At 60.6% G+C, this 26229-nt stretch carries 22 protein-coding genes; 14 read left to right on the top strand and 8 right to left on the bottom strand.

The window, feature by feature from the left end; all coding sequences use genetic code 11:
- Positions 1–15: 15 nt before the first annotated feature.
- Entirely contained in the window at positions 16–2133 is a 2118-nt protein-coding gene (locus KYK83_RS11500) for a prolyl oligopeptidase family serine peptidase (protein WP_222828338.1), read from the top strand.
- A gap of 59 nt (positions 2134–2192) precedes the next feature.
- Positions 2193–3509 (top strand): DUF2254 domain-containing protein, encoded by a 1317-nt coding sequence (locus tag KYK83_RS11495; RefSeq protein WP_222828337.1) that lies wholly within the window; start codon positions 2193–2195, stop codon positions 3507–3509.
- Between the two features lie 2 nt (positions 3510–3511).
- On the opposite strand, the gene KYK83_RS11490 is transcribed toward KYK83_RS11495, so the two are convergent.
- Complete coding sequence (locus KYK83_RS11490) at positions 3512–4420, bottom strand: DMT family transporter (RefSeq protein ID WP_222828336.1); 909 nt, start codon at positions 4418–4420, stop codon at positions 3512–3514.
- A 54-nt stretch (positions 4421–4474) separates the two neighbouring features.
- On the opposite strand from KYK83_RS11490, the gene KYK83_RS11485 reads away from it, so the two are divergent.
- Complete coding sequence (locus KYK83_RS11485) at positions 4475–5587, top strand: alkene reductase (protein ID WP_222828335.1); 1113 nt, start codon at positions 4475–4477, stop codon at positions 5585–5587.
- Positions 5588–5609: 22 nt separating this feature from the next.
- Here KYK83_RS11485 and KYK83_RS11480 read toward each other — a convergent pair whose 3' ends face one another.
- Positions 5610–5933: a hypothetical protein gene (locus KYK83_RS11480; protein ID WP_221597971.1), complete on the bottom strand. Its 324-nt coding sequence runs from the start codon at positions 5931–5933 to the stop codon at positions 5610–5612.
- Positions 5930–6601, bottom strand: a complete 672-nt coding sequence (lipB, locus tag KYK83_RS11475) for a lipoyl(octanoyl) transferase LipB (RefSeq protein WP_222828334.1) — start codon at positions 6599–6601, stop codon at positions 5930–5932. The genes KYK83_RS11480 and lipB overlap by 4 nt, the downstream gene beginning before the upstream one ends.
- 58 nt (positions 6602–6659) lie before the next feature.
- Between lipB and KYK83_RS11470 the strand changes: the two genes are divergently transcribed.
- Entirely contained in the window at positions 6660–7484 is an 825-nt protein-coding gene (locus KYK83_RS11470; protein WP_222828333.1) for a glycerophosphoryl diester phosphodiesterase membrane domain-containing protein, read from the top strand.
- Here KYK83_RS11470 and KYK83_RS11465 read toward each other — a convergent pair.
- Entirely contained in the window at positions 7481–8089 is a 609-nt protein-coding gene (locus KYK83_RS11465; RefSeq protein WP_346729464.1) for a class I SAM-dependent methyltransferase, read from the bottom strand. The two genes, KYK83_RS11470 and KYK83_RS11465, sit on opposite strands and share 4 nt — an antisense overlap.
- A 121-nt stretch (positions 8090–8210) precedes the next feature.
- Here KYK83_RS11465 and KYK83_RS11460 point away from each other — a divergent pair, with 121 nt between their 5' ends.
- Entirely contained in the window at positions 8211–9575 is a 1365-nt protein-coding gene (locus KYK83_RS11460; RefSeq protein WP_222828331.1) for an MFS transporter, read from the top strand.
- Here the strand turns inward: KYK83_RS11460 and arsC are convergent.
- The 3 genes from arsC to KYK83_RS11445 are packed head-to-tail and all read right to left on the bottom strand — an operon-like array spanning position 9572 to position 11274.
- Complete coding sequence (arsC, locus tag KYK83_RS11455; protein ID WP_222828330.1) at positions 9572–9916, bottom strand: arsenate reductase (glutaredoxin); 345 nt, start codon at positions 9914–9916, stop codon at positions 9572–9574. The genes KYK83_RS11460 and arsC overlap by 4 nt on opposite strands.
- Before the next feature lie 22 nt (positions 9917–9938).
- Positions 9939–10484 carry a (2Fe-2S)-binding protein gene (locus KYK83_RS11450; RefSeq protein WP_196846817.1) on the bottom strand — a complete coding sequence of 182 codons (546 nt, stop codon included), beginning with the start codon at positions 10482–10484 and terminating at the stop codon, positions 9939–9941.
- 22 nt (positions 10485–10506) lie between these two features.
- Positions 10507–11274, bottom strand: coding sequence for a class II aldolase/adducin family protein (locus tag KYK83_RS11445; RefSeq protein ID WP_196846818.1), 768 nt, complete (start codon positions 11272–11274; stop codon positions 10507–10509).
- Positions 11275–11393: 119 nt separating this feature from the next.
- On the opposite strand from KYK83_RS11445, the gene KYK83_RS11440 reads away from it, so the two are divergent.
- The 9 genes from KYK83_RS11440 to KYK83_RS11400 all read left to right on the top strand — a co-directional run bounded on the left by KYK83_RS11440 (position 11394) and on the right by KYK83_RS11400 (position 22854).
- A complete protein-coding gene (locus KYK83_RS11440) occupies positions 11394–12743 on the top strand; it encodes an MATE family efflux transporter (RefSeq protein ID WP_222828329.1) in 1350 nt (449 codons plus the stop codon).
- A gap of 62 nt (positions 12744–12805) precedes the next feature.
- Positions 12806–15193 carry a chemotaxis protein CheA gene (locus tag KYK83_RS11435; protein WP_248284410.1) on the top strand — a complete coding sequence of 796 codons (2388 nt, stop codon included), beginning with the start codon at positions 12806–12808 and terminating at the stop codon, positions 15191–15193.
- Complete coding sequence (locus KYK83_RS11430) at positions 15190–15624, top strand: chemotaxis protein CheW (RefSeq protein ID WP_103022430.1); 435 nt, start codon at positions 15190–15192, stop codon at positions 15622–15624. The genes KYK83_RS11435 and KYK83_RS11430 overlap by 4 nt, the downstream gene beginning before the upstream one ends.
- A gap of 57 nt (positions 15625–15681) precedes the next feature.
- On the top strand, positions 15682–16047 hold the full coding sequence (locus KYK83_RS11425; RefSeq protein ID WP_103022429.1) for a response regulator: 366 nt from the start codon (positions 15682–15684) through the stop codon (positions 16045–16047).
- A gap of 11 nt (positions 16048–16058) precedes the next feature.
- A complete protein-coding gene (cheB, locus tag KYK83_RS11420; RefSeq protein WP_248284409.1) occupies positions 16059–17153 on the top strand; it encodes a chemotaxis-specific protein-glutamate methyltransferase CheB in 1095 nt (364 codons plus the stop codon).
- Complete coding sequence (locus KYK83_RS11415; protein WP_222828328.1) at positions 17144–18007, top strand: CheR family methyltransferase; 864 nt, start codon at positions 17144–17146, stop codon at positions 18005–18007. The genes cheB and KYK83_RS11415 overlap by 10 nt, the downstream gene beginning before the upstream one ends.
- A gap of 145 nt (positions 18008–18152) precedes the next feature.
- The gene (locus KYK83_RS11410; RefSeq protein ID WP_248284408.1) at positions 18153–19652 is read left to right on the top strand and encodes a putative bifunctional diguanylate cyclase/phosphodiesterase; all 1500 of its coding nucleotides are present in this window, start codon (positions 18153–18155) and stop codon (positions 19650–19652) included.
- Positions 19649–21451, top strand: coding sequence for a methyl-accepting chemotaxis protein (locus KYK83_RS17250; protein ID WP_248284407.1), 1803 nt, complete (start codon positions 19649–19651; stop codon positions 21449–21451). The genes KYK83_RS11410 and KYK83_RS17250 overlap by 4 nt, the downstream gene beginning before the upstream one ends.
- 56 nt (positions 21452–21507) lie before the next feature.
- Complete coding sequence (locus KYK83_RS11400; RefSeq protein ID WP_222828326.1) at positions 21508–22854, top strand: methyl-accepting chemotaxis protein; 1347 nt, start codon at positions 21508–21510, stop codon at positions 22852–22854.
- Positions 22855–22896: 42 nt separating this feature from the next.
- Here the strand turns inward: KYK83_RS11400 and KYK83_RS11395 are convergent, their stop codons facing one another.
- Positions 22897–26223, bottom strand: coding sequence for an amidohydrolase family protein (locus KYK83_RS11395; RefSeq protein ID WP_222828325.1), 3327 nt, complete (start codon positions 26221–26223; stop codon positions 22897–22899).
- Between the last annotated feature and the right edge of the window lie 6 nt (positions 26224–26229).

The following is a 26229-nucleotide window of genomic DNA, read 5'->3' as shown; positions in this document are numbered from 1 at the left end:
GAGGGGAATTACATCATGGTCGCACGCTGGGCGCTGGCCGCCGCACTTGCATTCGCTCCCACGACGATAGCCGCACAGGATACGGACGCAGACGATCCGTATATCTGGCTTGAGGAAATCCAGGGCGAACGGGCCTTGGCAAAGGTCGATCAGTGGAACGCCGATACCGAAGCCGTCCTGACGGATCAGCCGGAATATCCGCTTGCCAAGGCATGGGCGAAGCAGATCCTCGACGATACGCGCCAGATCGCCCTGCCCGATGCCATCCAGGGCGACATGGTGACCAATCTGTGGCGCGATGCGGATAACCCCCGCGGGCTGTGGCGGATCGCCAGCCTGGAAAGCTATATGGCCGGGGCTCCCGAGTGGCGCGTTCTGATCGATGTCGATAAATTGGGCGAAGACGAAGGACAGAGCTGGGTCTGGCACGGAGCCAATTGCCTTGCCCCCGACTACGCCCGCTGCCTTATCGCGCTCAGCCCCGGTGGCACCGACGCTGATGTCGTCCGTGAATTCGATGTAACTACCGGTCGCTTTGTCGATGGCGGCTTCACCTTGCCGGAAGCGAAGTCGAACGTCGCGTGGTTCGATGAGGATACGCTGTTCGTCGGCACGGACGAAGGCGAGGGATCGCTGACGGATTCGGGTTATCCGCGCCTGGTCAAACTCTGGGATCGTGGCACGGATTTCTCCACTGCGCGCCAGATTGCGGAAGGCGAGCAGGCCGATATCAGCGCTTCGGGCTTTTCGGTGCTCGACGGGGATACACGCTGGCGCTTCGTCAATCGCAGCCCGAGCTTCTGGACCAACCAGATATCCCTCGTAAAAGCGGATGGCAGCACGGTTCCCCTGCCCCTGCCCGAGGATGCCGAATTCGAGGCGGTGCTGAACGGCCTTGTCATTGCAAAGCTCAATTCCGCGCTCGAAACGACGGGCGGCACCGAACAGCCGGGAGCCCTGGTTGCATGGTCGCTCCAAAGCGTTCTCGACGGCTCCGACCCTGCGCCATTCGCCGTTTTCCGGCCGAGCGACACGCAGGCAATCGAAGAAGTGGCCGCTTCGGAAACCAAGCTGTGGGTCAAGGTTCTCGATGACGTTTCAGGAAAGCTGATCGAACTTTCGCCCGGCCAGTCCGGATGGACGGCGCGCGACATGGAACTGCCTGCGAACAGCACGGTCCAGATTGCCGAAACCAGCGGCACGGGCGATACTGCCTTCGTCACTGTAGAGAGCATGCTCACGCCTCCCACGCTCTACGCCGTTCCCAGCGAAGGCGAAGCGGTCGCCATCGCCAGCGAGCCCGCCCAGTTCGACGCGAGCAAGTTCACGGTCGAACAGAAATTCGCCACTTCGAAGGATGGCACCAAGGTTCCCTATTACGTCGTACGACCGAAAGATGCGCAGGGTCCGCTGCCCACGCTAATCCATGCCTATGGCGGGTTCCGCGCGGCGCAGACACCCAAGTACCTCACGGCGGAGCCCTATCGAAGCGGGCCGCTGGGGCTGTTCTGGGTGGAGAGCGGCAACGCCTATGTGCTCGCCAATATCCGGGGCGGCGGCGAATACGGGCCACGCTGGCATGAAGACGCCCTGCGCGAAAAGCGGCAGAACAGTTTCGATGATTTCCATGCGGTGGCCGACGATCTCGTGGCGAGCCGTCTGACGACGCCGGGCCACATCGCTGCGAGCGGCCGGTCGAACGGCGGTGTGCTGGTGGGCGCCGTCGCCAACCAGCGGCCCGACCTTTACGGCGCCATCATCAGCGGAAGCCCGTTGATCGATATGCGCCGTTACAACAAGCTTCTCGCGGGTGCGTCCTGGATGGCTGAATACGGCAATCCCGATGTTCCCGAGGATTGGGCCTTCATGAAGGAATGGTCCCCCTACCAGAATATGTCGGACGGACCCGACGTACCGGCCGCCTTCTACTATCTGTCCACATTGGATGACCGGGTGCATCCCGGCCATGCTCGCAAGGCTGCTGCCAAGCACGAAGCGTACGGGCAGACATTCTATTATCACGAATACCGCGAAGGTGGGCATTCGGTCGGTTCCGACCATGAAGAAGACGCGAAGCGCGCGGCTCTGCTGCTCTCCTATCTGAACCGCGAAATCGGCAAGGATGCGGATTAAGGCACGCAATTGCAGGTAAAGCGTTCATCCCCTGATCAACATTGGCAGGGGATGGCCGCTTGACCGCCGACATTCGTTTTTTCTGGGCACGGCTTAACGCGAATTACTGGTTCTATCCGGCGTTGTTTTCCATCGTCGCGGGAGTGCTGGCTTTCGTTATGGTCGCCCTCGACCGCGCAGGCTTCGCGGAGTTTCTGAACGACATAAGCTGGATCGTCCCCGCACGTCCCAAGGGCGCGTCCGACATGCTCACGGTCATGGCGGGCAGCATGATCGGCGTCGCCTCGACCGTATTTTCAATTACAATCGCTGCAGTGGCCTATGCCAGCGGCAATTACGGTCCGCGCCTGCTCACGAATTTCATGGAAGATCGTGGCAACCAACTGAGTCTGGCGACCTTCATCGGCAGTTTCGTTTATGCTCTCGTCGTTCTGCGCGCTGTCAGGACAGAAGACGAAACGCCGACGAATGCCCTCGATGCGGCGACCACGGCCCTTCCCGGTTTCGTCCCGCAATTATCACTGCTTGTTGCATATGCCCTCATGGGCATGTGCGTCGCCGTCCTCGTTTATTTCCTCAACCATATCCCTTCCAGCATTCGCATCAACAAGGTTCTCGAGGGGATCGGAGAGAGATTACTCAAGGCAATCCGGGAAACATATCCTGTCGAGGAAGAGTTTCGCGACGCGGTTGAACAGAAAGGCGGCGAGCCGCTGAGAGCTTGGCATACCGGGTATGTGCAGCTGATCGATTTCGAAGATCTGGAGAAAATCGCCAAAGAATGCGGCTGTACGTTTTCGTTACGCATACGCACCGGCGATTTTGTTCATTGCGAGATGCCGTTCATCGATGTCGACGGATGCAACCCGGACGACGTCGAGGAGCGGGTTCGCAAATGCTTTACCCTGGGCCCATCACGCACTCCCGAGCAGGATCCGCAATTCCTGATCGACGAGCTGGTAGAGATCGGACTGCGGGCCTTATCGCCGGGGATTAACGATCCCTTCACCGCCATAACAGCCCTGCATTGGCTTGGGGCAGCCACAGCAGAAATCGGGCGACGGGATCTGCGTAAGGACATCTGTGGTAAGGATGCGGACGATTGCCCGGTCATCCCCCTGCCCGACGATTTCGCACATTATGTTAGTCGCGGTTTCGGAGCGATCCGCAGCGCGGTCGCGGATTCCCCGATTGCAGCAGAAGTGATGCTGGATACGCTCGCCAACGCAGCCATCCCGGTTCAGGATGAACGCCGTCGCGCCCTTCTGAAAGACCAGGCGGACAAGCTTGCTGGTCAGGCTCGCCTATCTTTAGTCGGGCCCGACCTCGACCGTTTCGAACGCCACGTAAACACTTTCAACAAGGCATTCTGGTAATCCTACCGAACGCGCCCAGCCTTGCCCGGGGCTCGTGCCAAGACCAACGCTGCGCCGACCAGCACCATACCAAAAATATCGAGCGGCTCGAGCAATTCGCCGAATGCCAGCCATCCCACGGTTGCCGCGATCGCAGGCTGGGTCAGCAGCGCCATGCCAATGACCAGCGGCGGGAAATTTCGAAGAGAGAATACCAGCAACCCCTGGCCGATGACCTGGCTGCTCAGGGCGAGCACCAGAATGGGTGTCCATCCAGCGGCACCGGGCCAAACGGGTTCGCCTGCCGCGACGGCCATGCCCAGCAATATCGGCGCTGCCGTCAGGCTGACCAGCAACAGGACAAACCAGGATCCGAGGACCGCTCGCGCCCGTTGGGCAGGCAACAGATAGAACGCATAGAATATGCCGGCCGCTAGACAGAACAGGTCGCCGATAAAGGTCGTTGCCGAAATCTCCATGCTACGGCCCAGCAGTATCCCCGCTCCTGCAATGGCAGCAATCACTCCCACTCCCTCCCGGCCCGAAGGAGCGCGACGGGCAGCAATCAGGCCCCAGACCATCAATATGATGCTGCCGGCGTTTCCGAACAATGTGGCATTTGCCAAGCGGGTTCGCTCGATCCCGATGTGCCAGCTTGCCAGATCGACCGCGAAGAAACCTCCGGCGATCAGGCAAAGCACAGTGAGCTTCTTGTCCAATGGCCCGGGCGAACGGGACCTCCAAGCTAAAAAAGCCAGTATCGGTACCGGCAGGATGAGACGCCAGAACCCTGCCGATACCGGTCCGGTATCGGACAGACGAACCAGCCATGGGCCGAGCGCCAATGCCGCATTTCCCGCAAGCAACGCTGCAAAGTGCCATGCACTTGCCTGAAAGCCATTCTTGTCCGGCCGGCTGCTTGTCTCGTCCATGACGCGCCCCTAGCTCAAAGGCCAAGTCGCGCCAGCAAAAAGGATTTGCCCCGCATGCACGAAAGTCTGTTTCAAACACTCATTATGGGCTCGCTCGAAGCCGCTAATCGCATATTCATGGCGCCGCTGACCCGCGGTCGATCGACCCAGCCCGGATCGGTCCCCAATGACATGATGACAACTTATTACCGTCAACGTGCCGGCGCAGGGCTCATCATCACCGAGGCTACCGGAATCAGTGTCGAGGGCCTTGGCTGGCCCGCTGCGCCTGGTATCTGGAGCGATGAGCAGGTTGAAGGCTGGAAGCAGGTCACCAGTGCCGTTCATGAAGAAGGCGGTCTGATCGTTCTGCAAATGTGGCACATGGGCCGACTGGTGCACCCCCTGTTCCTCGGCGGGAATCCACCAGTTTCCGCCAGCGCAACCAAAGCGCCCGGCCACGCACATACTTTCGAAGGACGTAAGGATTACGAACAGGCGCGCGAAGCCACGAAGGAAGACATCGCGCGTATCGTGGAAGATTATCGCCACGCCGCGGAAAACGCCAAAAAGGCGGGGTTCGATGGAGTGCAACTGCACGGAGCGAATGGCTACCTCGTCGACCAGTTCCTGCGGGACAGCACCAATCTGCGGACCGATGAATACGGCGGCAGTGCCGAAAACCGCACTCGATTCCTGCGCGAAGTGCTGACCGCGCTCGTCGATGTGTGGGGGGCCGATCGCGTCGGCGTCCGTCTGTCGCCAAATGGCGAAACGCAAGGCTGCGACGACAGCGATCCCGCGACGACGTTCGGTGCGGCTGCCAAGGTCGTGGAAGAGCTCGGCCTCGCGTTCCTAGAACTTCGCGAGCCGGGTCCAGACGGCACCTTTGGTAGCACCGACGTGCCAAAGCAGAGCCCGCTCATTCGCAAAATCTATTCCGGCGCGCTTATCCTCAACAGCGACTATTCGCCCGAGGAAGCGACTGCCGATATCGATGCCGGACGTGCCGATGCGGTAAGCTGGGGCCGGGACTTCATTTCGAACCCCGACTTACCGACCCGCTTCCGGATCGGGGCGGAAATCAGCCCCAATGTGAACGTACCGCATAGCTGGTATGGTCGCGGGCCTGAAGGATATGTCGATTATCCGGCGTTGAGCGAAGCGGAGCAGACCGCCGCAGAATGATCTCCCTTGCCGGTCGGGGATCTCAATCCTCGGCCGGCTCGGCAGCCTCATCCGGTTCGATCGACGCCGATGCGGCATCCGTTTCCGGATCGACACCCGGTTCTGTAGACTCGCTCGCTTCAGCCGCTGTCTCTCCACTTGAGCGTGACGGAGTTTCCGGCATGGGCGGCGATTGAGAACGCAGTTGATCGAGCGGGATCATAGCGTCGCTGATCGTTCCGCCGAGTACTTCCCCTTTCGCACCTCGTCCGGCTTCCGCCTCGGTTTCCTCAGGTGGCGCATCGTCGCCGCAGGCGGACAGCAAGATCGCACCTGCGACGAGACAAAGTGTCGAACGATAATTCATGGCTGCGCACAGGCCTTTCCATCGAGCGCTCCGAGAAAATCCGCGAAGCGCGCCCGCAATGCCTCATCGAAGGCTGCGGGTGCAAGATCGATTCCAAGCCGCTGCAGACTGGTCACACCAAACTCCTCAATGCCACACGGGACGATCCCCGTGAAATGCGACAGGTCCGGGGCGAGATTGACGGAAAAGCCGTGCATGGTGACCCACCGGCGGACACGCACGCCAATGGCACCGATCTTGGCCTCGCGCCCATCGATGTCACGCGTCCAGATGCCGATCCGCCCTTCACTGCGCCAGCTTTCGACACCGATGTCGGCGAGCGTGTCGATGACCCATCCTTCAACCGCATGAACGAAGCAGCGCACGTCACGCCCGCGCTCCTTCAGGTCGAGCATGACATACCCCACCCGCTGACCGGGCCCGTGATAGGTGTAGCGCCCCCCGCGGCCCGCCTCGACAACCTCAAATCTGGGATCGAGCAGTTCGGAACCGGTCGCGCTTGTTCCTGCCGTATAGACAGGGGGATGTTCCAACAGCCACACCATTTCCCGCGCCTCCCCTTCGGCAATGGCGCGGTTGCGTACAGTCATTTGGTCTAGCGCTTCACGATAGCCTACAGGCGCTATCTCGCTCCGCCATTCGACGTTTTCGGGGGCTATGGTCGACATGTGCGATTGCGTGGCGACTGACGAAGCGCTTATCAAGGGGCAAACAGAGGGAAGCTGCATGAAATTCGATCTCGACACCGCCTGGAAAGACACCACCAGCCTGTTGACCCGGAACCTCGGGCTTCTGGCAGTCATAGCCGGGGTCTTCTTCTTCATTCCCTATGCTGGGATCGCCATCGCGCTGCCCGGGATGGGCGAACTCGAAACGGCACAGGCCAGCGGAAATGTCGATGCCATGATGGCTGCTGTCACCGACCTCTATAAAACCTACTGGTGGGTCTTCCTGATCATCGCGATTCTTCAGGGGATCGGACTTCTTTCGATGCTCGCGCTGGTGCGACGCCGTGCCAATCCGACCGTAGGAGAGGCGCTCTCCACCGGTTTGCGATCCGTGCCGAGTTACATCGCGGCGCAGCTTCTGCAGACGGCCCTTATCGCCATCATAGCCGCATTGCTCGTTGGTATCGGGGCGGTGACGGGCGTCTCTGCGCTCGCGGCGCTGGGCGGCATAATCGCCTTTGTCGTGATCTGTTACGTCGTGGTCAAACTGTCGCTAGCGGCACCGATCATCGCAATCGAAGGGGAATTGAACCCGGTCAAGGTACTGAGGCGATCCTGGGCGCTGACACGCGGCAACAGCGTTCGCCTGTTTTTCTTCTATCTGCTGCTTCTCGTCGCGTTCATCGTTCTCTCTGCGGTCATTTCGCTCGTACTGGGGCTGGCGTTCGCGTTTGCGGGCGAGCAGGCGGCACTGTTCGGCGACGCCGTAGTTTCGGGCATTGTAAACGCGGCAATGATCATCGCCATGGTTTGCGTCATGGCGGCGGTGCACACCCAGCTATCGCGATTTGCCAGCCATGGTACGCCGGGCGCGGAGGACTAGTCCTTAGCGTCTTTCCAGCCCCAGAAGAGCTGGCAGGGGAGCACGTTCCAAAGCTCGAAACCGCGATCGATCCTGCGAAAGTGTTTCGCCATGAAATCGCGCGCCTTGGCCGAGAACTGGTAAACAAGGAACGCGCCGCCCGGACGCAGGACTTCGTGCGTCGCTTCGGCGATGGCGGGCCCTACGCCGTCGGGGAGCGTCGAAAAAGGCAGGCCGGACAGGACGTAGTCCGCGCCGTCATGACCATGAGCCTTCACGATGTCGATCACATCAACAGCAGAGCCATGTACGGCATGAAACCGGCTGTCGCGGAAATGCTTCTTCAGATAGTCGATATAGAGCGGGTTGGTATCGATGACGATCAGTGACCCATCCCGCCGAAGCCGGTCGAGCACAGGCTGGCAGAACGTTCCGACACCGGGGCCGTATTCGACGAACACCTCGCAGCGTTGCCAATCCACCGGCGCCAGCATCTTGTTGATCGTAAAGCGCGAGGATGGGATAATTGAACCCACCATCCGCGGCTCTTCGACGAACCCGCGAAAAAACACGCCCCACTGCCCGAAAAGCCGCGAAGCCCGCTTGCGCAAACTCGGCCGTGCGATGGCACCAGCACCGTGATGTCCGGTCAAAATTGCGTACCCTGTGACTGTTTCATCGAACCCCGCCTGTGCCAGCCTGTCCAACCCATTGCAAGGTCGCTGACGGCGGCGTACCGCCGGCACCATGGCCGACTTTGACCCCGTGAAAACCAGGACCGCGCCTCCAGCGTCGCGTTCGCACGCTATCCCGCGTTCGCGCATGGCGCTGCTATTCATGGTCATGCTGACGACGGCCGCGGGCAATACCGCCATGCAATCCGTCATGCCTTCGATCGGCACTTCGCTCGGCGTGGACGATGTATGGATCAGCTTGGCTTACAGCTGGTCGGCGCTGCTTTGGGTGGTCTGCGCCCCGATCTGGGCGGAACGTTCAGATAGAAGGGGACGCAAGGCGATGATGGCGCTCGGCATATCCGGCTTCATTGCCAGCTTCCTGCTGTGCGGGCTGATGCTGTGGCTGGGCCTTGCCGGCATTCTCCCCGCGTTCTGGGCGCTGCTGCTGTTTGCCGCAGCGCGCAGTTTGTACGGCGGTTTCGGCAGTGCTGCACCACCGGCGGTCCAGGCCTATGTTGCTAGCCGTACGCCGAGGTCGGAACGCACGCAGGCGCTTTCCCTTATCGCCTCCAGCTTCGGCCTTGGAACGGTGATCGGGCCGGCGCTGGCGCCTTTGATGGTCATGCCGGTGCTTGGCCTTGCCGGGCCGTTTCTCGTTTTTGCCCTGATCGGGGCGGTCACCCTGATCGCACTAAGGCTGCGTCTTCCGAACGACGAACCCCAGTTCGCCGCTCGCGGCAGCGCGTATGAATCGCCCTATTCCGGCAGCCCTACATCCGAAGTTGCGGAGGAAACCCGCGATGGCGACGAGGATGAGGATTACGGGCCTGAACCAGGCAAATTACGCTGGTTCGAGCCGCGGCTGCGCCCCTGGGTCATCTGCGGCCTTCTTGGCGGACATGCCCAGGCAATGGTTTTGGGCATTGCAGGGTTTCTGGTGCTCGACAGGTTGGGACTTCGTAGCGATCCCATGGCGGGTGCGGGGCCTGTAGGTCTGGTCCTCATGGCCGGTGCGATCGCCACGCTTCTTGCCCAATGGGGTCTGATACCGCGCCTCAATCTCGGCCCCCGGGCAGCTTCGCTTTCGGGCATCGCCATTGCCGCGGTCGGCACGATCGTTCTCGCTCTGGGGCAGAACCTGCACACGATCGCGCTCGGCTATTCCATCGCTTCCTTGGGCTTCGGACTTTTTCGCCCGGGGACCACATCCGGAACATCCTTGGCCCTGACCCGTGCGGAGCAGGGTCGAGCGGGCGGCATTACGGCGTCGGTCGCCGGTGCGAGCTTCATCTACGCGCCGGCTCTAGGGGTCTGGCTCTACAACCATTCCGACTGGCTCGGCTTTGGTTTGATCGTAGCGCTCTGTAGCATCGTACTGGTTTACGGCTGGACCGCTTTGCAGGCCGACAGCACGCTGACACAGGATCGCCGCTAGAGGATTTCGAGTACCAGATCCTGCGGACGGCACAGACGCGCACCCTTTTCCGTTTCCACCAGTGGCCGTTCGATCAGGATCGGATCGTTCGCCATTGCCGCCAGGATCTCCTCGTCCGGAGCATCGGGAAGTCCGCGTTCTTCGGCATCGGTCCCGCGCATTCGCAAACCGTCTCTCGGTGCGATCCGTGCATCCCGGTACAGCTGCGCGAGCTTTTCCGCGCTGGGCGGGTTTTTCAGATACTCGACCACTTCGACATCGACTGAAGACAGGTTTTCGAGAATGGCCAGCGTCTTGCGCGATGTGCCACACTTCGGATTATGCCAGATGGTCGCTTTCACGCCTCGATCTCCATGGTTCTGTTCAGTTCTCGCTTGGGTCCGACAAAGCCGGAATCTCGCGCGCTGCGTCGCTCGCGCTTATCCCTGGCGCCGGCGCCGCGCTAATGATCTCCTGCCGCTTGGCGACGCGTCCCGCGCGCTGGATGGACCGGACTAACCGCGGATACACCCCGCAACGGCATAGGTTGGGGATTGCAGCCTTTATCTCTGCCTCCGACGGAGAACCGTTCTTTGCCAGCAGAGCGCTGGCCGCCATGACTATCCCCGGCGTGCAATAACCACATTGGATCGCCTGCTCTGCTACCATAGCCTGCTGGACAGGGTGCGATCGGTCGCGGCTGAGCCCTTCGATCGTCGTGATGAAGCGACCTTCGGCTTCGGCGATGGTGATCAGGCAGGAACGCAGCGCTTCGCCATCGACGTGTACCATGCAGGCACCGCAATCACCCTCACCGCACCCATATTTGGTGCCGGTCAGGTTTGCCGCATCACGCAACGCCCATAGGAGCGGGGTATCCGGTTCCAGTAGGAAACGCACCGGTTTCCCATTGACAGTCATGCTGGTCATGAAACGGGCTTAGCTCAGGAAGTCAATATTTCCAGCTATCGTCGATCTTCGACACGCGGCGTTTCCACGCTTCGAAATCGAACACGCCAGCACCGCCCTGCGATGCCATGACCGAAAGGTCGCGTTGATGAACATCGACCACGTCCTGCGAGATGATGTTCGCCTCGCCCTGGCTGAGCGTAGCCACCTGAATTTCGCAGGCCCGCTGCAATGCCCACATTTTCACGAACATACCTGGAATGGTCTTGTCCATGACTACCGGGCCATGATTGCGCAGCATCAAGATCGAATGATCGCCGAGGTTTTCGACAAGTCGCTCGCCTTCCTCTGCGCGCACCGTGACACCTTCGAAATCGTGGTAACCGATCTGGTTCTGAAAGTTGCAGGCATAGAAATTCGTCGGAACCAGTCCGTCTTTATGGCTGCAGACCGCCATGGTCGCTGTGGTGTGTACGTGGCAGATCGCGTCTGCGCGCCGGCCCAGATGTTTATGGAAATAGGCGTGCTGCGTGAAGCCGGCCTTATTGACCATATATTGCGACTGGCCGACGTTGTTTCCTTCCACGTCGATCTTGACGAGGTTCGAAGCCGTAACTTCGTCATACAGCAGGCCGAACGGGTTGATCAGAAACACGTCCTCCTCGCCCGGCACGGCAACCGAAATGTGATTGTAGATGCTCTCGCCCCAGCCGAGATGGTCGAAGATGCGATAGCAGGCCGCAAGGTCCTGACGCGCCTGCCATTCCGCATCGCTGCATTCGAAATCGCGTGTCTTCATCTGGGTTGCCATGGCGCTCTCTCCATAAGAGGTTTTGTTTCAGGACCTGTATCGCATGGCGTCGCACCTTTGCGCAAGCGAGCCGACTTCGCGCTAGGCAAGCCCGCCGCACCCCGCTAACGCCCCGACCGATGAGCGAGACGGCCAAACTCACCCGCGGGAGTATTCGCGGCCATCTCGTGGGACAGACCCTGCCGATGATATTCGGCGTTGCCGCCATCATGTCGGTCGGCCTCATCGATGCTTATTTCATCGGCAAGCTTGGCGCACGCGAACTTGCAGCCGTCAGCTTTATCTTTCCTATAACCATTGCGCTCTCCAGTCTTGGCGTCGGCGTAATGGTCGGAATCAACTCGGTCATTGCCCGGGCGCTCGGCGAAGGCGATGTCGCGCGCGCGGAGCGACGGGCGAATTTCGGAGCGATCTTTTCACTCGCTACCGGCGTCCTCCTGGGGCTGGTTCTGTATGTATTGCTCGATCCGCTATTCCGATTGATGCAGGCATCTGACGCGCTGTTGCCACTGATCGGGGACTATATGCGCCCCTATGCCCTTGGCCTCCCTGTCCTTCTTCTCCAGATGGGCCTCAACGGTGTCCTTCGCGGACAGGGTGAAGCAAGGAAAACGAGTTACGTTTCGCTGACCTACTCGGTCGCCAACTGGATACTCGACCCGATCCTGATTACTGGCGCATTCGGTTTTGAAGGCTTCGGCGTGGCTGGCGCAGCCTATGCCACCATCATCGGCTTCTTCATCGCCATCCTGGTCGCGTTGTGGTTGATCAAGGGCGCTCAGCTCCAAATCCATCCAGGCACGATCCGCGAATGTGATATGCGCGCTTCGAGCAAGGCGATCTTGTCAGTCGCGGGCCCCGCTGCCTTCTCCAACGCCATCAACCCGGTCGGCCTGTCCGTACTCACCGCCCTGCTTGCAAGTCAGGGAGAAGCCGCAGTTGCGGGGTTTGGCGCTGCCGGTCGTCTGCAAAGCTTCGCTGTCGTGCCGCTCTTGGCACTCTCTGGCTCGATTGGTGCAATCGTTGGGCAGAACTGGGGCGCGAACCGACCGGACCGCGCGCGACGAGCCATGTGGTGGTCGGGCCTATTTTGCGTCGTATACGGGCTGGCAACGGCCATCGTTCTGTTTCTAACCGGTAATTGGTTCGCCGATTTCTTTACCGACAATCCAGCCGTCATCGAGGAATTCGATCGCTATCTCGTAATCTCGGTTTGGGGCTACGCTGGCTTCGGATTGCTCATAGTAGCCAACGGTGCACTCAATGCAGTCGACAAGGCAGGTTTCGCCCTCGCGCAGAGCGCGGCACGCGTCTTTCTCGTAATGCTGCCTTTTGGCTGGCTGTTGAGAGCGAGCTATGGTTCTGATGCCATTTATGCCGCCGAACTGATCGCCAATCTCGTAGGCGGCGCACTGGCCGCCTTTATCGTTTGGCGCATCCTTCGTGCCGGCCCCGAAAAGGTCGGGTAACGCCAAACCAAACGTTAACCATCGTCGTCCATAGCCTCTCCTGATCGTACGAGGGGCGTTACATGATGGATGACCTGCTGGCGGATTTCGTAGCAGAAACCCGCGAGATGCTGGAAGCGAGCGGCGGCGAGATCGTCGCATGGGAAGCCGATCCCACGGATCGGACGCGGCTCGATACAATTTTTCGTTTCGTTCACACCGTGAAGGGCAATTGCGGCTTCTTCGATTTTCCTCGCCTGGAAAAGCTCAGCCACGCTGCCGAGGATGCCTTGGCCGAATGTCGTGCCGAGCGCCGCGAACCGGACAGCACGCTCGTTTCGGCAGTCCTCGCCATCATCGATCGCATCAGCGAGATGACCGATGCGATCGGGGCCGGCGAAGAGTTTCCCGAAGGCGGCGACGATGCGCTGATCAATGCACTGCAGCCCAAAGAAACCATCGACATCGTGGGTGAACTTGCCTCGGCAAAAACGGATCACCTGACCGCCGAGATCAGCGACGATCCATCCACGCCCAAGACTGCGCGCACATCCGTCCAGCGTTCGATCCGCCTTTCGACCGAATTGCTCGACGAGGTGATGAAGGGCGTTTCCGATATGGTCCTGGCAAGAAACGACCTCGCCCGCCGGTTGCGCGAAGCGGGCGATCAGCCTGGAATCGATGGACCGTTCGATCGCCTCAGCGCCATCCTGACCGATGTTCGAGCATCGATCACTCGAATGCGCATGCAGCGACTGGAGCATCTCTTCACCACCTTCCCGCGACTGGTGCGGGATCTGTCGACCGAACTTGGCAAGCAAGTCATGGTGGATTTCGAAGGTGGCGAGGTCGAACTCGACCGCGAGATGGTGGAAATGGTGCGCGATCCATTGACGCACATTATCCGCAACGCGATCGATCACGGACTGGAAGGTCCGGGCGAACGCCTGAAAACCGGTAAGCGGGAAATCGGTCTGCTGAAATTCGCCGCGCGCCAGGCAGGTAATCAGATAACGATTGTCATCACCGATGACGGTCGCGGTATCGATACAGACCGCCTTGCGGCCAAGGCCGTCGCGGCAGGAATCTACAGCCAGTCCGAAGTCGACGAAATGTCCGAGCGCCGTCGACATTATCTGATCTTCGAACCGGGCCTCTCCACAGCCGAACAGGTCAGTTCCGTGTCGGGCCGCGGCGTGGGCATGGATGTCGTGCGAGCGAATATCGAGCGCGTCGGCGGCTCGATCGCCGTGTCGAGCAAGCCGGACGAAGGGACGAGCTTCTTTCTTAGGCTGCCCCTCACCCTCAGCATCATTGCCGCTCTGACCGTCAGCAGCGGTGGTCAGCGCTATGCCATCCCACGCAGTTACATCGAGGAAATCGTTTTTGGATCGAGCGACCATGTCGATTTCGCCGATGCAGGAGACCGTCGTTTGGTGACCTTCCGCGGCAAACGCGTGCCGTGTCTGTCGCTTGGCCATATTCTTGGCACCGAGGCGAACGACGAAGTCGATTGGAAGAATACCACTCTCGTTCTCATTCGGCTTGCCACCGATGACGTCTTCGCCCTCGCCGTCGACAGGGTTTACGATCACGAAGACGTGGTGGTTAAGCCCATCGCACCGGCCATCATGGAAACCGGTCTCTACGCCGGCACGACCCTGCTAGACGATGGACGGCCGATGATGCTTCTCGACCTGCCGAATATCGCCCAGACGCATCGCCTTGTGAACGAGATGCGAAGCACGGCGCGAGTGGCCGAGCAGAATCAGGTCGAGCAGCGCAAGACGCTCCCGGTCATGCTCTTCCTTGGCCTTGACGGACGGCGGCGCGCCGTTCGCCTGGAACTTGTGCGGCGAATAGACACTGTCTCGCGAGATGCTCTCGATATCGAAGGCGCACGTGCACAGGCCGTCATCGACGGCTCGATCTTTACGCTGGTCGGGCATGAATTTGGCGCGTTACCAGAGGAAAAATGCCGTTTGCTGCGCCTGTCGGACGCTGAATGCGAAATCGCCTATATCGTGCGCGAAGTGCTGGACGCAGCGAACATTAATGGCGAGATCGTTCCCTCGAACGACGAGCCGCTGATCGAAGGAACGACCCTTATCGATAACGGGCTGGTTCCCGTTATCGATGGGCATGCCCTTTTTGCCGTTCATCGGCCCACCGACCGTGGTTGCCAGCCGCTGTCATGCCGACTTCCGACCGACAGCGAATGGGTACGCACCATTCTCGAACCCCTGGTCGAAGCAGCCGGATACCGCATCTCGACCGACGAGAGCGAGGAAACGGACGTGGCGATCCGTCTGGCGGAAAATGCTGCAGAAGTGTTCGGACCGGCACGCCGCGTGATCCATTTGCGACCAGAGCCCGAGGTTGGCGAAAATGACCTCGGCAGCATCTATCGCTACGATCGCGATGCTCTGCTGGCGGCGCTTAAACAAGCTCGCACGGGGACCAGAGCATGAGCGAACTTTTGTTGATGTGCATCATCGGCGGGCATCGCGCAGCGATCCCTGCCATCCGCGTGCAATCCGTCATCGAAATCGAAGAGATCACTCCGATCCCCGGCGTGCCGTCGTTTATTCTCGGGCTTACGGCCCTGCGCAGTCAGGCTCTGACTGTGATCGACTGCTCGGCAGCGCTCGGATTCGAAAGCTGCGGCGACATCACCGAACGGCGCGCCGCAGTCGTCGATGTCGAAGGGCATCTTTATGCGCTGCTGGTGGACGAGGCCTATGATGTCGGCGAAGCGCGCAGCGAACCAGTCGATGTTCCTGGCGGCTTCGGCCCGGGCTGGCAGGCCGCAGCACGCGGCATGGTCGAAACCGATGGAGGCCCGGCGGTGCTTATCGATGTGGAAGTGCTCGTGAAGGGGCGCGTCGCACAGGCAGCTTAAGCGAATAGTTACCTCCCGAAGGTACGAATCGCGTGAAAGCACCAGAGGTCATTTGAAATGAAAACCTGCCTTATCGTCGATGACTCGCGCGTAATCCGCAAGGTATCGAGACACATTCTCGAAACGCTCGGGTTCCAGGTCGAGGAAGCGGAGAACGGACAGGAAGGGCTCGATCGCTGCACCGAAGCGATGCCCGATGTGGTTCTGCTGGACTGGAACATGCCGGTCATGACAGGCATCGAGTTCATCACGCAGTTGCGCGTGCGCGAAGGCGGCGACAAACCCAAGGTGGTTTTCTGCACTACCGAGAACGACGTCGCTCATATTCGGGAAGCCATCAGTGCCGGCGCCGACGAATATGTCATGAAGCCGTTTGATCACGAGACTCTGCAGATCAAGCTTCAGCTTGTCGGCATGGCCTGAGGTAGCGTGACATGGGCGTGCTTCTCCACTCCGATCACGTAATGGCGGATCAATCTTCCCGGATTGGCGCCGACCCGGTGCGGGTCATGATCGTCGACGATTCGCTGACCGTGCGCACCGTATTTTCTCGCATGATCAAGCTGGCAGACGACATGATTGTCGTCGGGACCGCCAGCACTGCGGAAAGCGGCATTGCAGAGCTGGCCGCAACCAGCCCGCACGTCATGCTCCTCGATCTCGAAATGCCGGGCATGGGGGGTATCGAGGCACTCCCCAAGATTATGGAAGCGGCACCCGATACCAAGGTGCTCGTAATATCGTCCCTCACCGCTGATGGAGCCGAAGCAACCATCAAGGCGCTTTCGCTTGGCGCAGCCGACACGATGCTCAAGCCGCGCCCCGGCGGCTTCGACGATGATTACAAGGCGAGCCTCCTTGGCAAAATACGCGCGCTGAAAGGGATCAGGCCAGCAGAGGCAGCCACGGCTGCAAGCAAGCCTCTCTCCACTCGCGCAACCAAATCGCCCCAGGTCGTCGCCATAGGCGCGTCGACCGGCGGCATTCATGCCCTGAACCTGTTCCTGCGCAACGTGCCGAAGAATTTCGATCTCCCGATCCTGATCACTCAGCATCTTCCGTCGAGTTTTATTCCGGTCTTTGCCAAGCAGATGGAAATGGCCGCAGGTCGCGAAGCGATCCTGGCCGACGAGGGCGTCGAAATACTGCGCGGCAAGATTTATATCGCTCCGGGTCACGGCCATATGGTCGTACGCAAATCCGCCGGGCGACACGTACTCGGGCTCGCCTATCACCCAGTCAAAAGCGGCTGCATGCCCTCGGTCGATCCCATGTTCGAAACCATTGCCGAATCGTTCGATGGCAAAGTCGCCGGCGTGCTTCTTTCGGGAATGGGCCGCGATGGATCAGATGGCGCCCAGTCAATCGTAAACGCAGGCGGCTCGATGTATGCCCAGGATGCGGAAACCTGCGCGGTCTGGGGAATGCCGCGAGCGGTAACGGAGCTGGGACTTGCGACGGCCGTCCTGCCGCCTGCGGAACTGGCCGATGCGCTCGTTGACAACGCAGGAGCCGGGGCGTGGAAATAAATGATGCTTCGCACCGCATCATCGGCGAACTTCTTACCCAGCGCACCGGTCAGCAACTGACGGAAGGCCGTCGCTGGCGCGTGTCGAGTGCCTTGTCCGGCCTCTTCCGCGAACTGGGTATCGAGAATGTGGACCAGCTCGCCTGCATGCTCGAAAGACCTGGCGAACAGCGTCTGGCGACAAAGGTCGTCGAATCGCTTTTGAATAACGAGACCTATTTTTTCCGCGATCAGGCCTATTTCTCGCAGCTTTCCAATCATGTCCTGCCTGATCTCGCGCGTAGCCGGGCCGAGTCGAAGCGACTATCGATTTGGTCGGCGGGTTGCTCGACCGGGCAGGAGGCGCTCAGCCTCGCGATGATATTTGCCGAACAGTCGCCCCGTTGGAAAAACTGGACGATAGAAATCCTTGGCACCGACGTTTCGGGCAAGGCCGTCGAGACTGCTCGGAGCGGCCTTTACACCCAATTCGAAATTCAACGCGGCATCAGCGTGGCGCAGATGCTGAACTTCTTCGCGGATTGCGGCGGCCACTGGCAGGCGTCCGACAAGATCCGGTCGATGACGCGTTTCCAGCAGCACAATATCCTCGACTATCCGCCATCGCCTGGCCGGTTCGATCTGGTCATGTGCCGCAACGTATTGCTGTACTTCGATCCTGCGACACGGTCCGCTGCGTTTGACCGCGTGGCCACTGGTATCGCAAGCGATGGCTGGCTGATGCTTGGGGCCGGCGAAACGGTTGTCGGCCAGACCGAACGCTTCAGGCCGGCCAATTGTGGTTCGTCCCTATACCGGCCCGTTCAGGTCGATCTGTCGATGGCGCAGCCAAGTCTTCGGGCAGCCATGCGATGAGGCACCGGCGGGACAACGGTTAGCCTTAAGTCTTGTTTTACCGTTCCTTAGCGAATGCACTCTAGCCCCTTCGAAAAGGTCGCAAACGTGGGGCGCATAGCGGAAAATGACTGCGGGTTCGCAAACTTCTGTCCATAGAGCAGGCTTGCGGACCGTCATCTTCGGTCCGATCGCAGCGCTCGCCAGCATATTCGTCCTGACTTGGGCGGTTGCTGTTGCCAACCGGCTTTACGGCTTCACTTCGCCCTATGCCGTCCTTGGGGTCGGTACCGTTCTGTTTGCTGCAACGACAGCGCTCAGCACCTGTTTCGGCCTTCGCCAGTTGCGCGCTATCGATCAACTTGCACGAAGTGACAGCCTCACCCAGCTGCCCAACAGGCGGGCGCTGCACAGCGATATTCAGGATGAAATCCGCCAGGGGCACGAAGTCGCGCTGGCGATGATCGACCTCGACGGCTTCAAGCTGACCAACGATCATTACGGGCATTTCGTCGGCGATGCCGCCCTCCGGCAATGCGCGGAAATCTTCAAGCAGATCAGCGATGGTGAAGCTCGCGTCTACCGCTTGGGCGGTGACGAATACGCCATGATGATCGGGGGGGCAGTCGCCGGTACCTTGCTGGAAGGCTTGAGCCGCCGGATCATCGAACGGCTGGCCAAGCCGATCCACGTCGAAGACAGGCGTCTGACGATCGGCGCCAGTATCGGGCTGGCCCGCCGTGCTCCCCAGGATGATGTCACGTCGTCGGAACTGCTGCGCCGCGCGGATATCGCAATGTATGCCTCCAAACGCGGCGGCAAGATGCGCTGCACGTGGTTCAACCCGGCGTTCGACCAGAGCCGTGAACAGCTCAAGGAAATGGACGACGAGTTACGCAGCGCGCTCGTCAACAAGGAATTCCGGCTTCACTATCAACCACTGGTGGATAGCACGACGCGCATGATCGTGTCCGCCGAATGCCTGATGCGCTGGGACAGGCCGGACGGTAAACGCATCGGGCCGAATGTCTTCATCCCCGTTGCGGAAGAAAGCGGCCTGATCAATTCGATCGGCCTTTGGGTGCTGCGGCAGGCATGTTGCGACGCGCTCGAATGGGATGGCATCTCGCTGTCGGTCAATATTTCGGCAGCACAGCTACGCAATCCCGAATTCCCAATTCAACTTGGCCACATTCTCGAAGAAACCGGTTTTCCTGCTGGAAGGCTGGAACTCGAAATCACGGAAACGTGCCTGGTTCTGGATCCGGTTGTCGCAGAGCGCAGCCTGGCCGTCATACGGGGCTTTGGGGTGCGCATAGCGCTCGACGATTTCGGAACCGGCTATGCATCGTTCGGCTTCTTGCGCCAGTTCCGGTTCGAAAAGCTTAAACTCGATCGCAGCCTGGTCGTTCAGGCAGGTCAGGACGATGGCAGCCGCGCGATGATGCTGTCCAGTATAACGGTAGCTCGCGCCATGAAGATGGGGGTCACCGCCGAGGGGGTCGAGACCGAAGAGCAGGCCGATATGGTCCGTGCCGCCGGGTGCGACCAGATCCAGGGGTGGCTCTATTTCAAAGCGATGCCGTCAGAGGAAATCACGCAACATCTGGGCAAGCCAATCGGACTTCCGCTCAAGACGAATGACAGGGAAAGCAAAGTCGCATGAGTGCGCTTCAGGATATGGCAAATGACTTGGTGGCCGAACGTAGCGTTCGGCCCGAAGAGCACGTGCCTGAAATTGCGACAATTGGCGTGACCTCGCACGCCTCGGAAAGATCTTATCATGACAGGGCAGGTGGCGTTGCTGCATGGCTGAACCGGCAATCGGTAGGGGAGAAGCTGCGAGCCATTTCGTTCATCAACGCCGGAATCGTTCTGGCTACCCTCCTGGTGGTGCTGGTCTGCGCGTACTTCGCGATCAGTGCCCGCATCGAACGCATGGCGTTGTCTTCGGCGGCCATTGCGGCTGAGCGGCTCGTGGCCGACACCAATGAAGGACGGCTCTTCGTCCAGCGCTACGCCATTTCCGGTAACCGGGACGATCTGACCTCAGCCCTGCGATCGCTCGACCGCGCTGATCGCGATGTCGAACTCTTCGAAGATCGAGCCATCAGTCACGCTCCCACGGTTCTGCCGAAATTGCGGGAACAGGGCGCGATGCTTGAAGGACTGCGGGTTCGGATCACTGGGTCGCAGAACCTGCGCTTCTCGGACGCTAGCCGACATGCCTTCGCTGATGCAATTGACGCGGATGGCCAGAAGATTGTCGATCTGGCCATTATGTCTCGCGAAGAGATCGAACGTATCGGCAATATTGCCGACGCAGAAGCTCGCGCCATGATAACCTGGTTGCTGGTCTGCCTCCTCTTGGCCGCGGTCGTCGGAACCGTGGTCGCCTGGATCAGTCATCGCGTTCTCGCGCGCGACGTTTCGGGCACCCTTCGCCAGATGACTAACGTTGCCGGCCGCTTGGCCGAAGGCGAAAAAGACATGCATATTCCCGCAACGCACCGAAAGGACGAGATCGGCGAACTCGCGCGTGCGCTCGAGGTATTTCTTCATACGTCGCGCCAGATCGAAGAGTTTGCTCAGGAGCGAGAAGCATCGCGCCGTGAGCACGGGCAAGAGCTTGTACGCCTTGCACAGCGTTTCGAAGCCACCGTCGGCGAAGTCGTCAACGGTGTTGCCGCTGCAGCCGCTCAGTTGCAGACAACTGCGGGGTCGATGGCAACCACCGCCGAACAGACGACTTCGAAGGCAGCGATCGTGTCGGATTCCATGATGCAGGCATCCAGCGGCGTCACCGCAGCGGCTGCCGCGTCCGACGAGTTCGCCATGTCCATAGGGGAAATCAGTCGCCAGGCTGCCCATTCTGCAGAACTTGCCCGCAATGCGGCAAACGCAGCAAATGGAGCCGACGAGACGATCTCCGCGCTTGCCGTATCCGCAGACCAGGTCGGGCAGATCATCGAACTTATCCAGTCGATCGCGAAGCGCACCAACCTCTTGGCCCTCAATGCATCGATAGAAGCTGCCAGGGGCGGAGAAGCCGGCCGGGGCTTCGCGGTCGTTGCCAGCGAAGTTAAGGAACTGGCCGCTCAGACGAGCAAAGCGACAGAGGAAGTCGCCAGTCAGATCCGCTCGATGCAAGATTCGACCGGGGCCAGCGTCAGCGCGCTGCGTTCGATCGCAGGCCAGATCAAGGAACTCGAAACAACTTCCGTGTCGATCGCCAGCGCTGTGGATCAGCAGTCGTTTGCCGGTCAGGATCTGGCACGCAGCATCGATCTTGCGGCTCGCTCGACCGATGAAGTTGCGTCGAATATCGACCATGTGCGCGAGACGAGTTTGGCGACCGGTGCTGCTGCGAGTCAGGTACTTAATTCCTCCACGGAACTCGAGGCTCAAGCGCGTACCTTGAAATCGCAGGCAGCCGACTTCCTCCTGCACGTGAAAGCGGCTTAACGCGATTTCAAGCATTCGCCCCGTACAGTTTACGTGACGTTGAGGGGGATGCCGGGATGAATGCTCATAGTTCGCAGATCTACGACGAGGAACTCGCGCGCGAAATCGCAGATGTTGAGATCGTGAACGCCGCGGACGTCCGCGCAATGCGTGGATGGAGCCGCTGGCTTATGGAGCAGCCGCTTGCAAATAAGGCGAAGCTGGCAGCGACCTTCTCGCTTGGCGGCATGACGGTAATCACCGCTCTCGCCTTGGCTGGATTTTACGTGCCGTCCTTTGCGGCAACCGCACAGATACTCATGATCGCTATATTGAGTGCGGCATTCGTCAGTGGAATTGCCAGCGTCCGGTTCGTGCTGAGGCATGTCATCGAACCTTATCTGCAAATCTCCGCGGACATGTCCCGCCTCGCGAACGGCGATCGCGATTTCACCGTATCCAATACCCATCGCCCGGACGAGATTGGCGATCTTGCCCGCACGTTCGCGGTCTTTCTCAGGTCTGGTCACAAACTCGACGAACTCTTTGCCGGCCGCAAGGCAAACGCGGAAGCCCGCAAGCAAGAACTGATGCGCATGGCGAAGGAATTCGAAAATGGCATCGGCGACGTTGTAGGCGGTGTCGCCGCCGCCGCCAGCCAGCTCAATGCTACCGCATCGGGCATGGCCACATCGGCGGAACAAGCCTCGAGTAAATCCCAACTGGTCACCTCGCTCATGGAGCAGGCCAACAACGGCGCCACTGCTGCCGCTGCCGCGTCCGACGAATTTGCCATGTCGATTGGCGAAATAAGCCGCCAGGCCTCACATTCCGCAGACCTTGCACGGCGAGCGACCGATACTGCCAACGGAGCGGACGAAACCATTTCCGCCTTGGCCTCTTCGGCTGAACAAGTCGGAAAGATCGTCGAGCTTATCCAGTCGATCGCGCAGCGGACGAACCTTCTCGCGCTGAATGCCTCGATCGAGGCTGCGCGTGGCGGGGAGGCCGGCCGCGGCTTCGCGGTCGTTGCCAGTGAAGTGAAAGAACTGGCCGCCCAGACGAGCCGCGCGACCGAGGAAGTCGCCGAGCAGATCCGTGCCATGCAGCAATCCACCGGAGCGAGTGTCGGCGCCCTGCGTTCGATCGCCGGGCAGATCAAGGAACTGGAATCGACCGCCATCTCGATCGCCAGTGCCGTCGATCAGCAATCCGTGGCAGGCCAGGACCTGGCACGCAGCATCGATCTTGCCGCACGGTCCACCGACGAGGTTTCGTCTCACATCGGACAGGTCCGCGAGACCAGCCTTGCGACCGGAACCGCCGCAAGCCAGGTCCTCAATTCCGCAAGCGAGCTGGAAGAGCAGGCTGGCGCTCTCAAGAGCCGCGTCGACTCGTTTCTCGGCCAGATCCGCGCAGCCTGAAGCAGAGCGGCGCGTAGCTAGCTGCGCGCCGCCCCTGATACCTCACTCCCACCAATACGGCAGGCGCCGCGCGTCGCCCGTCTCGACCTCGTTCATGGTCCGGGCATCGTATAGCCGCCCGCCGATCATCACGCGCTCGATCTTGTCCGAATTGCGGATGTTCTCGCTCGGATCGGCATCGAGTACGATCAGGTCGGCCAGCTTGCCTGCCTCGAGGCTACCGATATCGCGGTCCATGCCCAGCGATCGTGCGGATTCGATCGTCCCTGCACGTAGCGATTCGACGGGTGTCATGCCGCCACGCACGAAGCTCCACAGCTCCCAGTGCGAGCCGACACCGGCCTGCTGGCCATGGGCCCCGATGCTCACCTTCACCCCGCGCTGCGCCAGCTTTTTGGCTTCACGGGCCGCCTCGTCGTCGACGAAGGCCCATTCGGGGGCCGTCACCCTGCGCGCGGTTTCCGCAATCAGCTGCCGCGGCGGGGTGTGGACCATCAGGGGATTGTCGAACACATCGGTCGCCTGACGCCAGTAGGGGTCGGCCGCCAGCCCGCCATAGGTGACGACCAGTGTCGGCGTGTAATTGGACTGCGATCCGGCCCAATACTGCAGCACGTCTTCGTAAAAGACTTCGCCCGGGACATTATGCTCGATGGTCGAATTGCCATCGGCGATGAGGTTCATGTCCATGCCGAACAGCGAACCGCCCTCTGCCACCACCAGCATGTTTTCCGCACGGGCGGCGGCGACGACCTGCTGGCGCTGTTCACGCCGCGGCTGATTGTAGTTCTTGATCGAAATACCGCCCTGCGCCTTGATACGCTGGATGTGGGCCAGCGCATCCTCGTAACTGTCGATGCGGGCATAAACGCCGGGGGCCTTGGCTCCGTACACCACTTCCGCAGTCGAAAAGATACGCGGTGCCAGCATGTTGCCGGCCTGCTGCCGCTCCGAGGCGGAGAAGATCATGCTGGCGCTGGAAGACGGATCGTGGATCGTGGTCGTACCCATTGCCAGGTTCTGGACGAGCGACCAGTTCTGCTGCGGCACCAGGTCGCCCACACCTTGCGGACCATGCGCATGGGCATCCACCAGCCCCGGCATGATGGTCTTGCCCGCAGCGTCGATCATCGTCGCGCCCTGCGGTATCTGGACGGACAAGGCTGGACCTACCGCGGCAATCCTGTCGCCGACGATGACGATGGTGCCATCGGCAATCTCGCCCGCACCGTCGCCCGTCATCGTGAGGATCTTCGCACCCGTGATCGCCACGGTTGCGCGCGGCTTGTCCGCGCTGACCGTACGCTCAAGCGACGTGCCAGTGGTCGGCGGCACGAACTTCGGTGCGTCCTTGTCCTTCGGTGCGCTGGCGAACATCGATGCCAGGCTGGCGCGATAGAGAACGGGTCCCATCGACCAGGTCAGCATATCGCCGCCTTCGGTCCACCCGATATAATCCGCTCCGCCTTTGGATGCGCGCACGACCGGTAGCGAGCTTGCTTCCTCGCCGACCGTGACCGCCTGTCCGCCCGGCAGCAGCGGCATGGCGAATGCCTCGTAATTCTCCCGGAAGGCCACGAAATCGCCGCGCGGACTGACGTGATATTCGGTCGCCAGTTCGCCTTCGGCATGGACTTGCCTCGCATCGCCATCGAGATCGGCAGACAGAAGCTGGAGCTTGCCGTCCTGCCTGCCAAGCATGAACACTCTGTCGTTCTGGGCACCGAACTGGGGATTGGTCGTATCCCGCGCGATCAGTTCCGGTACGCCGCCGCTCGCGCTGACGCCGTAAACCCCGGCATTCTCCGAAAACTCTGGCGAGGTCAAATAGCCTCCCGAACGTTTTTCGAAAACGATCGTGCTGCCATCCGGCGAAAAGCTCGGCTGCGCATAGTGGCCCTGCATGCTGGTGACCACGCGCACATTGGACCCATTGGCATTGGCGGTCATGATTTGCCCGAGGCCCGCATCGGTCCAGCGCACATACGTGAGCCGCCGCCCGTCGCGGGACCATGACGGCCACAGTTCGAGTGCATCGTCATCGGCGGACGTCACTCGCCGCGCCGTTCCGCCCGCCACCGGCTTCGAATACAGCTTGCCCAAGCTTTCGAACACCACTGTTCGTCCATCGGGCGATACGCTCGTGAACCGCGGGATCTTGGCGGTAAAGCTGTCGGGCGAAACCGGGATTACCGGGTGGGGTGCATCGGCAACGCCGCGCGTATCGTCGATGGTAAAGGGAATAACGCTGGCGCCGCTGCCATCGGCGGCGACGCGCTGTAACTTGCCGCCTGCCCACAGCACGATGGAATTGCCGTCCGGCATCCAGTCCATCAAGGGATAGAAACCATGCACGGCCCAGGTTTCCTGCATGTCCATGTCGAGGTCGCCATAGATCATGCGCTGCTGACCGCTCGCCAGATCCTTGACCCAGAGCTCGGTCTTGTCCTTGTCCCGGCGGATAAAGGCGATGTTCTTGCCATCGGGCGAAGGCTGCGGGCGAACCGCGCCGCCATATCCGCTGACGGCTGTCGTCACTTCGCCGGTTGCCAGGTCGTAGCGCTCGATGGCGAAGGTTCCCTGCGTGGAATCCTGTGCATATTCGAAAATCGGCCCGGATGTGACGTTGCGCGAATAATACACCGCATCGCCATTGGGCGAATAGACGGGCTCGCCCAGTTCCTTTTGCAAGGTGTCGCTCGCCCGCTTCACCAACTGGACACCGCCCCCACCCGAAACATGATAGATCCAGATCTCGCCTGTGCCGAGCGAACGCTGGGTGGTGAAATGCTTCTTGGCGACGATATAATTGCCGTTGGGCGACCAGCTTGCCTGATTGATGAGGCGGAAATCCTCCTTGGTCAGCTGGCGCTTGTCCGACCCATCGGCATTCATGATCCAGATGTTGTCGCCGCCGCCCCTGTCGGAGGTGAAGGCGATGCGGCGGCCATCGGGTGAAAACCGCGGCTGCACTTCCCATGCCAGACCTTCCGCCACACGGGTTGGCGTTCCGCCTGTGACTGGCATGGTGTAGATGTCGCCCAGCAGTGCGAACGCCAGTGTTCGGCCATCGGGGGACACATCGACATCCATCCACGTACCCTCGTCGGTACGGATCGGCACCTGCCGGATATTGGCGCCGCGTGGCGCAGTGACGTCCCACTTCGCTTCATCCGTGCGCTCGGCTGCAGGGTTGGCGGTCGCCGCGGCCGCCTGGACTGTCTGGCCGCTGCCTTCTGCGGGTCCATCCTGCGAAGACGCCTCGACCTCCTGCTCCTCGACGGGATTGGGGCTCGGTTCGGAATCCTGGGCATACGCAGCCTGTCCCGCGAATAGGACGGCAAGAACGGAAGCAATACTTGTCTTCATGATATT

This window comes from Qipengyuania pacifica (genome assembly GCF_019857205.1).
In the GTDB taxonomy this organism is placed as follows: domain Bacteria; phylum Pseudomonadota; class Alphaproteobacteria; order Sphingomonadales; family Sphingomonadaceae; genus Qipengyuania; species Qipengyuania pacifica.
Note: the sequence above shows the minus strand (reverse complement) of the source record. Positions and strands in the feature narration are given on the sequence as shown.

What these genes read in the sequence shown, in the direction of transcription:
- KYK83_RS11485 (WP_222828335.1), top strand. Translation starts at nt 4,475, where the DNA reads ATGCACGAAAGTCTGTTTCAAACACTCATTATGGGCTCGCTCGAAGCC.
- KYK83_RS11400 (WP_222828326.1), top strand. Translation starts at nt 21,508, where the DNA reads ATGAATGCTCATAGTTCGCAGATCTACGACGAGGAACTCGCGCGCGAA.
- lipB (WP_222828334.1), bottom strand. Translation starts at nt 6,601, where the DNA reads ATGTCGACCATAGCCCCCGAAAACGTCGAATGGCGGAGCGAGATAGCG.
- cheB (WP_248284409.1), top strand. Translation starts at nt 16,059, where the DNA reads ATGGGCGTGCTTCTCCACTCCGATCACGTAATGGCGGATCAATCTTCC.
- KYK83_RS11445 (WP_196846818.1), bottom strand. Translation starts at nt 11,274, where the DNA reads ATGGCAACCCAGATGAAGACACGCGATTTCGAATGCAGCGATGCGGAA.
- KYK83_RS11430 (WP_103022430.1), top strand. Translation starts at nt 15,190, where the DNA reads ATGAGCGAACTTTTGTTGATGTGCATCATCGGCGGGCATCGCGCAGCG.
- KYK83_RS11425 (WP_103022429.1), top strand. Translation starts at nt 15,682, where the DNA reads ATGAAAACCTGCCTTATCGTCGATGACTCGCGCGTAATCCGCAAGGTA.
- KYK83_RS11480 (WP_221597971.1), bottom strand. Translation starts at nt 5,933, where the DNA reads ATGAATTATCGTTCGACACTTTGTCTCGTCGCAGGTGCGATCTTGCTG.
- KYK83_RS11490 (WP_222828336.1), bottom strand. Translation starts at nt 4,420, where the DNA reads ATGGACGAGACAAGCAGCCGGCCGGACAAGAATGGCTTTCAGGCAAGT.
- KYK83_RS17250 (WP_248284407.1), top strand. Translation starts at nt 19,649, where the DNA reads ATGAGTGCGCTTCAGGATATGGCAAATGACTTGGTGGCCGAACGTAGC.
- KYK83_RS11450 (WP_196846817.1), bottom strand. Translation starts at nt 10,484, where the DNA reads ATGACCAGCATGACTGTCAATGGGAAACCGGTGCGTTTCCTACTGGAA.
- KYK83_RS11395 (WP_222828325.1), bottom strand. Translation starts at nt 26,223, where the DNA reads ATGAAGACAAGTATTGCTTCCGTTCTTGCCGTCCTATTCGCGGGACAG.
- KYK83_RS11440 (WP_222828329.1), top strand. Translation starts at nt 11,394, where the DNA reads ATGAGCGAGACGGCCAAACTCACCCGCGGGAGTATTCGCGGCCATCTC.
- KYK83_RS11460 (WP_222828331.1), top strand. Translation starts at nt 8,211, where the DNA reads ATGGCCGACTTTGACCCCGTGAAAACCAGGACCGCGCCTCCAGCGTCG.
- KYK83_RS11435 (WP_248284410.1), top strand. Translation starts at nt 12,806, where the DNA reads ATGATGGATGACCTGCTGGCGGATTTCGTAGCAGAAACCCGCGAGATG.
- KYK83_RS11500 (WP_222828338.1), top strand. Translation starts at nt 16, where the DNA reads ATGGTCGCACGCTGGGCGCTGGCCGCCGCACTTGCATTCGCTCCCACG.
- KYK83_RS11470 (WP_222828333.1), top strand. Translation starts at nt 6,660, where the DNA reads ATGAAATTCGATCTCGACACCGCCTGGAAAGACACCACCAGCCTGTTG.